This window comes from Clostridium sp., assembly GCF_040797585.1.
Lineage (GTDB): Bacteria > Bacillota > Clostridia > Clostridiales > Clostridiaceae > Clostridium_Z.
In genome coordinates, this window is the sequence record NZ_JBFNEO010000089.1 from 1 (window position 1) to 10,828 (window position 10,828).

Annotated in this window: 11 protein-coding genes; 2 read left to right on the top strand and 9 right to left on the bottom strand. The window is 29.2% G+C overall.

Translation table 11 applies throughout. The features are described from left to right. The first annotated feature begins 452 nt into the window (after positions 1-452). On the top strand, positions 453-1,886 hold the full coding sequence (locus AB2369_RS07420) for a hypothetical protein (RefSeq protein ID WP_367665845.1): 1,434 nt from the start codon (positions 453-455) through the stop codon (positions 1,884-1,886). 390 nt (positions 1,887-2,276) lie between these two features. On the opposite strand, the gene AB2369_RS07425 is transcribed toward AB2369_RS07420, so the two are convergent. The 3 genes from AB2369_RS07425 to AB2369_RS07435 form a co-directional block, all read right to left on the bottom strand. Continuing rightward, the gene (locus tag AB2369_RS07425) at positions 2,277-2,462 is read right to left on the bottom strand and encodes a DUF1858 domain-containing protein (RefSeq protein WP_367665846.1); all 186 of its coding nucleotides are present in this window, start codon (positions 2,460-2,462) and stop codon (positions 2,277-2,279) included. A 110-nt stretch (positions 2,463-2,572) separates the two neighbouring features. Further along, positions 2,573-3,952, bottom strand: coding sequence for an MATE family efflux transporter (locus AB2369_RS07430; protein ID WP_367665847.1), 1,380 nt, complete (start codon positions 3,950-3,952; stop codon positions 2,573-2,575). A 6-nt stretch (positions 3,953-3,958) separates the two neighbouring features. Continuing rightward, positions 3,959-4,387 carry a GNAT family N-acetyltransferase gene (locus AB2369_RS07435; RefSeq protein ID WP_367665848.1) on the bottom strand — a complete coding sequence of 143 codons (429 nt, stop codon included), beginning with the start codon at positions 4,385-4,387 and terminating at the stop codon, positions 3,959-3,961. Positions 4,388-4,426: 39 nt separating this feature from the next. Between AB2369_RS07435 and AB2369_RS07440 the strand changes: the two genes are divergently transcribed. After that, a complete protein-coding gene (locus AB2369_RS07440) occupies positions 4,427-4,594 on the top strand; it encodes a hypothetical protein (protein WP_367665849.1) in 168 nt (55 codons plus the stop codon). A 565-nt stretch (positions 4,595-5,159) separates the two neighbouring features. Here AB2369_RS07440 and AB2369_RS07445 read toward each other — a convergent pair. The 6 genes from AB2369_RS07445 to AB2369_RS07470 form a co-directional block, all read right to left on the bottom strand. Further along, the gene (locus tag AB2369_RS07445) at positions 5,160-5,888 is read right to left on the bottom strand and encodes a DUF364 domain-containing protein (RefSeq protein ID WP_367665850.1); all 729 of its coding nucleotides are present in this window, start codon (positions 5,886-5,888) and stop codon (positions 5,160-5,162) included. Positions 5,889-6,307: 419 nt separating this feature from the next. Further along, positions 6,308-7,009: an ABC transporter ATP-binding protein gene (locus AB2369_RS07450; RefSeq protein ID WP_367665851.1), complete on the bottom strand. Its 702-nt coding sequence runs from the start codon at positions 7,007-7,009 to the stop codon at positions 6,308-6,310. After that, on the bottom strand, positions 7,006-7,716 hold the full coding sequence (locus tag AB2369_RS07455; RefSeq protein ID WP_367665852.1) for an ABC transporter permease: 711 nt from the start codon (positions 7,714-7,716) through the stop codon (positions 7,006-7,008). Before AB2369_RS07455 ends, AB2369_RS07450 begins: the two co-directional genes overlap by 4 nt. A gap of 91 nt (positions 7,717-7,807) precedes the next feature. Then, positions 7,808-8,620 (bottom strand): molybdate ABC transporter substrate-binding protein, encoded by an 813-nt coding sequence (gene modA, locus AB2369_RS07460; RefSeq protein ID WP_367665853.1) that lies wholly within the window; start codon positions 8,618-8,620, stop codon positions 7,808-7,810. Positions 8,621-9,056: 436 nt separating this feature from the next. Then, positions 9,057-10,217, bottom strand: coding sequence for a MalY/PatB family protein (locus tag AB2369_RS07465; RefSeq protein WP_367665854.1), 1,161 nt, complete (start codon positions 10,215-10,217; stop codon positions 9,057-9,059). A 340-nt stretch (positions 10,218-10,557) separates the two neighbouring features. Beyond that, positions 10,558-10,828 (bottom strand): HNH endonuclease family protein (locus AB2369_RS07470; protein WP_367665855.1); only part of this gene is annotated, 271 nt, incomplete at its 5' end.

A 10,828-nucleotide genomic window follows, 5' to 3' on the forward strand; every position in this document is an offset into this window, starting at 1 on the left:
ATATTATATAATATGACAAATCTACTGTATATATATTTGTTAATATGTAAAAACTCAAGGGTGTTTTTATTTTTTTGTATCCTGTTAAGTTCTATTCCTTAAAGTTCTTCATTTTTTATTTGAAATATGTTGATATATAGATTACTGTTTTTCTTTTCCAATTTTATCCATAATGTTATACTTGTGCTACAGCATAGGTTATGCCTTGCAGATTCCCTCTGCATTAGTGGTATTTATAAATAAAATATAAAAAAATAATTAGTAAGTATTTTAACCTATTGTGCTAGTTAAATCTTAAGATAGTTTAAACTTATAAATTAGAATTCAAAAGTTTAAAAATTCTATTTATGAAATCCAATAAACTTCAATTATATAAATTAACTAGCATAAGGAGTTATTTTAATATTCTACCAATTACTTTATTTAAGATTTAAGAACATGAGGTGATTTAATTGTATTATAACATTTCTAATCTAACTTTAACTATAAATGAGGAAATCTTTGAATTATCTATTCCCTCTCATGTTAATACAATAAACATATATGAAGGTCTTTATCTTAAGATAAACTCTACTAACAATATAATAAATATATCTTTATTAAATACTGGAACTAAAAAAATTAACATAAATAATCTTTCTCTTACAACATTTGTTCTAGATAAGGATGATTATGATTGGTATTTAAACTTTCATGAGGATATTTCAAAGGATATTGATATCCACCCTGTAAGTAGTAGAGATAGCTCTTCTTACATGTTCTCTATGTTATTTAGTGAAGACTATCTAAACTTAATACTAGGTTTTTTAAGTAGTAAGAGTAGCTATAACCACATAGATATTCTTTCAAAGAAAAACTCATTAATAATAAATGCTACCTATGATTTTATAAACCAAGCTATTCACCAGGGAGAAGAATTTACCCTTGACCCCCTGTTCTTCTCCCATGATATAAATTATATAAATCTTATAACTTCCTATTGTGCAGCTATAAAAAATACTAATACTTCTTCCCCTGAAAAACTTCAAGTCTTTGAAAGAAGAAAGGAAGAAAATATACTTTTTACTAACAAATTAAGCAGTTATATTTTAAGAAATAATTTTGATCCTATAAAAGTAAAAATAAATGGGGAAACCCTATATCCTATAGATATTACATCAGCTCTAGGACGTCATTATATTATGGATAAAGTAAAAAGATTACTTCTGTCTTCCTCTTATATAGAGATTAATAATGTTATGGAATATATAAATATTGTTAGAAAATATAAAAGATTTAATGTTTATAATTATATAGATTTTCTTACTGAGGATATAAATAAGACCTTTCCTAATGCCATCTTACTTTCAAAGGATGTTCCTTTTGGTCTTATGCTTTCTCATAACTTTGCCTATATAAATAGAATAAAGCCTTATACTTCAAAAATATTCTCAAAACCTATTTATAGTTTTGATATGCATTTTTTAATAAAAACACTTTTACTTAACAGCATATATATTTATGATAATAAGTATTCCATAAAAAACTCAAAGGTTAAGGAGCTCTTAGAAATTATAACAAGCTCTATAAAGCCAGAGTATATATCTCTTGAAGCATCTCTTGAGCTTGCCTCAAGTTTAAATAATTGTGAAAAAATAATTCCTTATATTTATAAGGAAAATATCTTCTCCTTTTTAGTTAAAGGGGAAAGTGGTTATTACATTGCTGTATTTAACCTTTCTAAAAGAAGGACTTCCTTCCACTGGGATCTTTCTCAAAATTTAAAGGAATATATAAGTGGAAATCTAAAGGAGCTTTTCACTGGAGAGACCTTCGAGATTAGAGACAATAAGCTAAAACTTAAAAATCTTAACTCCATGGACTGCTACCTTTTAAAACTAAGCTAACATCTTAATTAATATATATTGGTATTACCCCCTAAAAAAAGAATAAGCATAGCATACTATTATTTTAAAAGTCTCACATAAAAGATTCCCTCGTCTAGAGATTTTAATATAAGTTCCCTAATTATAGTATTGCTACACTTATTCTTTTTATCTTATGGCTAGGAGCTGTAACCCCCTCATCCTCTTGAACGGCGATGGCTAACAATTGCTACGCCCCTAGATTAACTCATCTAAAAGAAGATTCGTTCTATATTTCTCTTTAGTTTTGATTCATATCTATACTTCTCATATTAAAATCTTATAAAGGATTATAGCTTTACTAATATCCTACCTTATAAACTATAATATAATACTTTCCTCTATAAGTAACTCTTACTAAGAGTCTAAGAATTACTTATTAAGTTCTTCCAAAAGCTCATCTAAATCAAAGCAATGAACAAGGGCTGCATGTTCAAGACTTTCTGTTTCGGCTGTAGGACATTGAAGGCAATGCATACCTCTTTCTAAAAAAAGCTCTTCAGCCTTAGGATTCATCTTTACCACATCTTTTATTATGGTATCCCTTGTAATCTTCATAATTGATTCCCCCAAATACAATATATTTTTATACCCTAACTTTTTTATATCCTAACCTTCTATGAGAAATTAAGCCATTTTTTAATATGAGCTCCACATATTCCCCTCTATTAACTAACTTTATTTAAAGCTATCTCATCATTAAATAGCTTATTTATCTTTAAAAGTCCGATGAAAGCTAATGTCATTATAATTCCCTTAGCTATACTGCTTATACTTATACTCCACCACACTCCATCAAGACCTAAGGCTGGTATACTAGATAAAAGATATGCCGCCGGAATTCTAGCTCCAGTTAAAATTGTACTTATTACTGATGGTATATAAGTTTTTCCAAGACCATTAAAGGCTCCTGATGTAGTTATTTCAATACACATAAATAATTGAGAATATCCAAGTATTCTAAGATATACTTGTCCATATTTTATTGCTTCAGCCTCTGGTATAAAGAATCCAAATACAGTTTCTCCGGCAAAAACAAGTAATATTGTTGCAAGTATACCAACCACAACTGCCATTCCCATGGTTGCTTTGTATCCTTTTAATATTCTCTCATACTTTTTAGCTCCATAGTTCTGTCCAACAAAAGCTCCAAGAGCTGTAGAGAATCCCCCTGCTGTCATCCATGATATAGCTTCTATTTGAGAACCTACCTTTTGTACTGCTATGGCAAGTGGTCCCCACCCTGCAATTATTCTAGCTATAAACATAGAGAATATAGTAAATAGTCCATTTTGGCATCCTACTGGAAACCCTAACTTGCATATAACCTTTATGTGCTCCATATCTGGCTTTGAAAATATAGAAACCTTTAAAAACTTCTCTTTACTCTTTAACATAACTATTATAAAACAAAGAGTTACAATAGCTTGTGCAAGAACTGTTGCAATGGCTGCTCCCAATACTCCCATCTTAGGAAAAGGTCCTATTCCCATTATAAGTACTGGATCAAATACTATATTAAATATAAGTCCTATGGTGTTTATAAGGAAGGGAGTTCTACTACTTCCCGCTCCATTAAATATGGCAGTAAATACTGGATTTATAAAATAAAATCCCATACCAATAACCATGACCACAAGATAGGTCTCAGCCATGGAAATCACCTCTGGATCTCCTAGCTTAAAAAAGTCTAAAAATGGTTTTCTAAATATATATACTACTAGTCCATAAAGTATAGCTAAAACTATATTTATTTGTATAGCACTAATTACATATTTTCTTGCTGCTTCTTGGTCATGTCTTCCAAGACTTTGAGATACCTTTATCTCTGCCCCTATTTTAGATATCATAATAAATGCCATAGCAAGCCAGGTAAAGAAGCCAGCGGTTCCAACTGCTGCCACAGCATTACTACCAACTCTTCCAATCCATATCATATCCGTCATATTATATGCCATTTGTATAAATGAAGTTCCCATTATGGGAAGGGCTAATTTTATAAGTTTTGAGGTAATATGTCCCTCAGTTAAGTCTATTCTTTTCTCCATTAAGTGTTATCCTCCTAAGTACATAGCTATATGTTCTATATTAGCTTCTAAAAATATTTCTCCATTTTCTATAAAACCTAAAGATTTATAAAAGTCCTTAGCCCTTAATTGAGCATTAAGTCTTATCTCTTTAAAATCGCTCTCTTTACATATTTCTATAATCTTTTCCATTACCTTATATCCTAATTTTTGTCCTCTAAACTCCTTTAAGACAGCAACTCTACCTACTTTATAGACCTTTGGTTCTATCTCTACAATTCTTCCTGTAGCTATAGGAAGATTTTCATTATACATAACTATATGAATAGCTCTGTCATCTAAATCATCCATTTCAATATCCTTTAAAACCCCTTGTTCTTCCACAAACACCATGGTTCTTATATATTCAGCATCTTTAAAAAGTACATCTTTTCCTTGAAAAGTTTTAAATTCCATAATATCACCTCTTCATAAAATTAAACCTAGAACATAATTATGTATATATTATATAAAAATAATTACTATATAAGCTTATATAATTTTTTCTACGACTATGTTATAAATGCTTTTCTATTATTAAATTTAGATATAACTTATGCTATAGAGCTTCCAGCTTCAGTGTCAACTTATGAACTTCCCTTTAAAATTACAGACTTCAAGTAGTATATAAAATAAATTTTCAGTGAAAACCCTATATACCCTTATATAATCCTGTATAAGGTTCAACTAATAAACATTTTTTAAGCTGGAAATTTAAGTATTGATATCACTAAGATATAGCGGTAGGACAGAATAATCTTATAAAAACAATTTATCTCTTAATACATAATACATAATTCATAAGAAACTTTCAATATTTATAGAATAATATTAAAAATTATAGTACTGATACAGATTATTTAAGTAAAATTTATGCTATATATTATGTTAGATAGTACATATATTTCATAAATAATTTCTTACCTATTAAGATTATTATAGTTTTCTTTGAATAAAGTGAATATATAAAAAATGGGCTTTATCACAATATATATTATGATAAAGCCCTAAATTAACTCTAATTTTTAGTATTTATGTCAGAAACTTAATTTCAAATTATATGTATTTTTTTAATAATTGACCTTATCATGTTAGTAAGTTTTTGATTAAAATAACTTGTCTTAAAACCATTAACTTTCTTCAGCATAAAAATTCATTATAAGTTTTCAATTTTTTATATATTTAAAAGTTACTTAGAACAAAAGCATAATCTATTAAGGTTATATAGTTCTCCTATTCCAGCTATGGTAGTTCCATAAAAATACACCTTTTTATTTAATTTTGTAAAGTTTTCCATACTACCATTAGCACTAGTGCTACCTGTTGCAAGTATTATATCTGCCCATTCTATAACATTTTCATAGTCCTTAATTCCATGCTCTATGTTTACTCCATACTGAATAGTTCCCACCTTTTCTACATCTAAATCTAAAACTCTAATATTAAAATCATCCTTTAAATAATCTAAAATGGCTGGTTGAAGTCCTATTAGTGCTATATTTTCTCCCTTATGATGATTAAGAAAATACTCTCTCATTTTTTCTCCACATTCTTCTGGTTCATTGTCTTTACAATGTATAGTTCTATCTGCTAAATTTAGATGTTTCATAACTGCATTTAATGAGGCTATAAAAAGGGCCTTATTATAATTACTACTTAGGTCTAATTCCATTATTTCCTTTAATGTGCCTCTAAAGGCCGCTGGAGAATCAGTATAAGCTTGTCCTATATCTCCTTTAAATTCAGCATTTACTAGTACCTCTCGTCCATTGAGAAGAGGAAAATCCTTTCTCTTTGTTATACCTATAGCTTCCTCTGGCGTTAATGCTTTAGTTGTGATATATACTTCCTCTTCTTTGAAGTTATGCTTTTTGATTATTTCATCTAATTTTTTCTTTAAATCTAAATAAAATTCCATTACTTCTCCCCCTATCTTTTAACTGGTCTATAAAAATCACTTTTATTTCTGGATTATTTATTATGTAATAAAATCCCCAAACTTATATAATTTTTAAATAAGAAATAATTCTATGAGAAGTTAAACCACTTTTTATATCAACTTAATCGATTCTTTAATATCTTACGCTAGTTAAATTTCTATTGAATTATCTAATTTATTTTCTTATGATAGTCAATTTTCCACTTCAAATTAATTCATTTAAAACAATTAGATTTCTATAATAAAAAGTCCCTCTTAGTTTTTTTCATCCTGAATCTTTACTTACACCTATACTTAATCATTGAAAATGATAAGTCTTAAGTTGTGTATAAAATAATTTTGAATTAAAAATCCTATAAGTTTTTTAATGATTTTATGTTCTTACTCTATAACTTAATTTAAGCGCTAAAGAGTTTTTCTACTCCTTGCTTTTCTATAACATTCCTAAATTCTTCTCTATTATATATCTTTCTTATAGTACCTTTTTCTATTATTCCTATCTTGTCTCCTAGGTAAAGTGCCTCCTCTATACTGTGAGTTACATGTATTATAGAAGAGGTAAATGTATTATGTATCCTTTTAAGTTCTCTTTGAATTTCTTTTTTTATTACTTCATCTAAAGCACTGGTAGGCTCATCTAACAGCAATATTTTAGGAGAAATTATTAAAGCTCTAGCTAATGCTACTCTCTGCTTTTCTCCTCCACTTAGCTTCTTAGGATATCTATTGGCTAATTTCTCTATTTTAAATAGCTTCATAACTTCTTTTATTTTAATATCTATAACTCCCTTCTTCTCCTTTTGCATTTTTAGCCCAAATCCAATATTGTCTCTAACGTTTAAAAAGGGAAATAACTCATAGTTTTGATAAACCATACCTACTCTCTTCTTTTCTATTGGAAGGGATAAAAAATCTTCATCACCTTCATATATCCCTCCACTTATTGGAGTATATAGTCCTGCAATGGTTTCTAAAAGTAGTGTCTTTCCTGAACCACTAGGTCCAAGCAGAATAAAATACTCCCCTTCTTCAACCCTTAAATTTATATCTTTTAAAGAAAAGCCCTTAAGGGTCAAATTAAGATTTTCTATATTTATCATTGCTCCTTCACCTTCCACCTTCTTCTGTTTATCATGTTAAAAATAAGAGTTGAAGCTACGGATATAATTATTAAAATAGTAGCTATACCTAAGGCTAAATCTAAATCTCCTGTGGATACATTTAAAAATATTGCTGTAGGCATAATCTCGGTTTTCATCCTTGTAGTACCCGCGAGCATCATAACTGCTCCAAATTCTCCTAAGGCTTTACACCAAGTCATTATAATAGATGCAACTAACCCTCCTTTAATTAAAGGTAATGTTATATAGAAAAAAGTTTTTACCTTACTACATCCTAAGGTTCTTGCAACTAACTCCATTTTATTATTTCTTTCATCAAAAGCTTCTTGAAGAATTTTTATCATGAAAGGTAGATTTACATATACTTGAGCTAGTACTATTCCATACTTTGTAAAAACAAAATCAATTCCCTTAATAGAAAGCCAGTTAAAAATTAAGGTATTACTACATAATATAAGCAGGGCAATTCCTGATACCAAATGTGGAAGGCTCATAGGCATATATATAAGTAAGCTAACAAATCTCTTTCCCCTAAATTCCCTACTACTTAAAAAGTATGCTGTAGGCATAGCCATAAATAAGCATATTAAAGTAGATATTAAGGATGTGTTTAGGCTCATCTTTATAGAAAATATTACTTCCTCTGAAGCTAAGCACTGTAGTATAGTAGGAAAGCCCCTAATCATAAGTAAGATTAAGGGACTTAAAATTATTATAAATACTATTATAAAAAATGTTACAAAAATTGATAAATAAATTTTATCTTTCATTTCCTATCTACTGTACAGGTTTGAAGCCATATTTTTCAAATATAGACTTTCCTTCTTTAGATGACACAAAGTCTACAAACTTATTAGCTAATTCCTTTTCCTTACTTGACTCTACAGTAGCTATTGGTAAAATCTGATCTACATTTTTATCCTCTGGTATCTTTATAGTTTCTATATCCTTATTTCCATAAACTGAATCTGCTGTAACTATGGCTGCATCTCCCTTCCCTTCCTTAAGAGGTGTTACCATTTCACTTACTGTGGCTGTTTTAGCTATAGCATTATTATTAATACCCGGTAGATTATTCTTCTTTATAATATCCTGAGATGTTTTTCCTACAGCATTTGCCTTTTCATCCCCTAGTAGTACCTTTACTCCTTCCTTAGCCATATCTTCTAAAGATTTTATATTCTTTGGATTTCCCTTAGGTACTGCTATAACTGGAGTATGATAAGCTACAGTCTTATTATCTAAAACTAACCCATTTTCCTTAGCAGAATTATATGTATCCATGGAACCAACTATAAATACATCCCCCTTTTTACTTAACTCTAACTGACTAAGCAGTTGTGCAGATCCCGCATAATTATATTCAATCTTTACATTGTTATCCTTTTCAAAGATCTTAGCAATTTCCTCCATAGGTTTTTTAAGCCCTGCTCCACTATACACAAGAAGTGTTTTTTCTTCCTTTTTCGCCTCTACTTTAGGCTTGTCCTCTTGAACTTTTGCCTCTTTACCATTATTACACCCAACAAAAACCCCCATAATCATAATAGCGCTTAATGCTAAAGCCACCGTTTTTCTTATACTTTTCATATCTCTTCCCCTTCTTTCATAGAATGAATCTTCCTTCAGGTGGATTCTTTTCACCATCTGAAGGTTAGATGAGTTAATCTAGGGGCTTAGCAGCTGTCATTCCCCTCCTTTTAAGAGGATGGGGGTGTTACAACTCCTAGCCATCATATAAAAATCAAGATTAACTTATGTTAGTTAATTTTTTCTTATCTCCATTAACTATCTTAATCTTTTTTCAGAGTTTTTTCAATATTATAATAATTTTCATAAAAATTTTTGGAAAGATAATGATTTTCATAGTTTTTTTTACAAAATAAAAGTGTAAGCACTTTTATAAAGTACTTACACTTTTATGAATAATATATTTAATTCTACTTTTTCAGCTAGTTGAAATTACTTAATTTAAAATTTCTAAACCTTTATATCATAAAAATATAATATAAATTTTTAAATGATTTTATATTTCTAAGGAGTCTACCCCTCTTTTTAACCTCTTTAGACCTTCATTTAAAAGCTCTCTTGGACATCCTATGTTCATTCTCATAAACCCTTTTCCATCTTTTCCAAACATAGTTCCATCGTTTAAGAATATCTTAGCCTTTTCTTCTAACAACTTTACTAACTCCTCTTGAGATAAATTAAGTTCTCTAAAGTCAAGCCATAAAAGATAAGTACTCTCATAAGGCATAACTTTTACCTTTGGTATATGCTTCTCTAAGTATTCTTTTACGTATAAATAATTATCTTTTATATAAACTAAAAGCTCATCAAGCCAATACTCTGAGGAATTATAAGCTGCTGTTAATGCAGCCACTGCAAAAATATTTATTGAATGGAATCCTACTGAATCAAGCTCTGAAACAAACTTATCCCTCAAGGCTTTATTATGTATAATAACATTAGAGGCCTGTATTCCTGCTATATTAAAAGTTTTACTAGGAGCTATACATGTTATAGATATATCCTCAATTCCATTCCCTAAAGAAGCAAATACAGTATGAGGGTTATCTTTAAAAGTAAGATCTGAATGTATTTCATCTGAAATCACTAGAACCTTATATTTTAAACAAAGGTCTCTAAGATTTATTAGCTCCTCCTTAGTCCATACCCTTCCCACTGGATTATGGGGACTACATAATATCATTAACTTTACTCCATGTTTAAATTTATTCTCTAAGTCCTGAAAATCCATCACATATTTTTCCTCATTGAAAATAAGGCTGCTCTCCACAAGGGTTCTATTGTTATTTTTCACTGCATGAAAGAAGGGATGGTATACTGGAGTCTCAATAAGTATCTTATCTCCCTCCTTAGTAAAAGCTCTTATAGCAATATTTATAGTAGCTACAACGCTTGGAGTGCTCACTATCCATGACTTATCCACATTATAATTATGTCTTTTTTCCATCCAATTCTTCACTGCTTCATAGTAAGAATCAATGGAATCTAAATATCCATATACCCCATGGTCTACCCTCTCCCTAAGAGCTTCTATGACTTCCTTTGGACTTTCAAAATCCATATCAGCTACCCACATAGGAAGTATATCTTCTGATACTGTATCCCACTTAGCACACATGGTATTTCTTCTATTTATCACCTTATCAAAATCCACCATTAGTATAAATCCCCCTTTTACCACATAATATCTTTATTTTAGCCTATATATATTATTCTTTCTAATTTATAATATCTATACATATATTGATATTCATTATAATAGCTGATTAAAAACTACCTTATTACCTCAGTGAAAGCTTAACAGAATTTATTCTATAGCTACTATTAATATCTTCTACTTAAAATGTGTACTATAATTAAGCTATATGAGTAAAAAATAATCTAGTATAAATATAGAAATCCCTATACTAGATTGCTATATTTAAAACTATATTTTTTAAACAAATAATCTGGAATAAAGATAACACCTCTATCCCAGATCATAATAAATTAAATATTTAGCTATTCATCCATATATTCATAGCTTTATTTATCATTTCCTCTTGTCTCTTTTGAATCTTTTCTACATTCCACTTATCTAGCTTAAGTATGTTTTTATTTATTTCAAACTCTCCCTTTTTAACTATATAAGTTTTAAGTTTTTCATCAAAGGCCTTTCCTGAAGCTTGAGGATTTTTGGTACCATTTATAAATATTAAGTTACCTATTCTATCAGCCCAGATTCTTCTTTCATTAGTTGTAAAGGCTTCTTTCCAATAAGGATTAGAT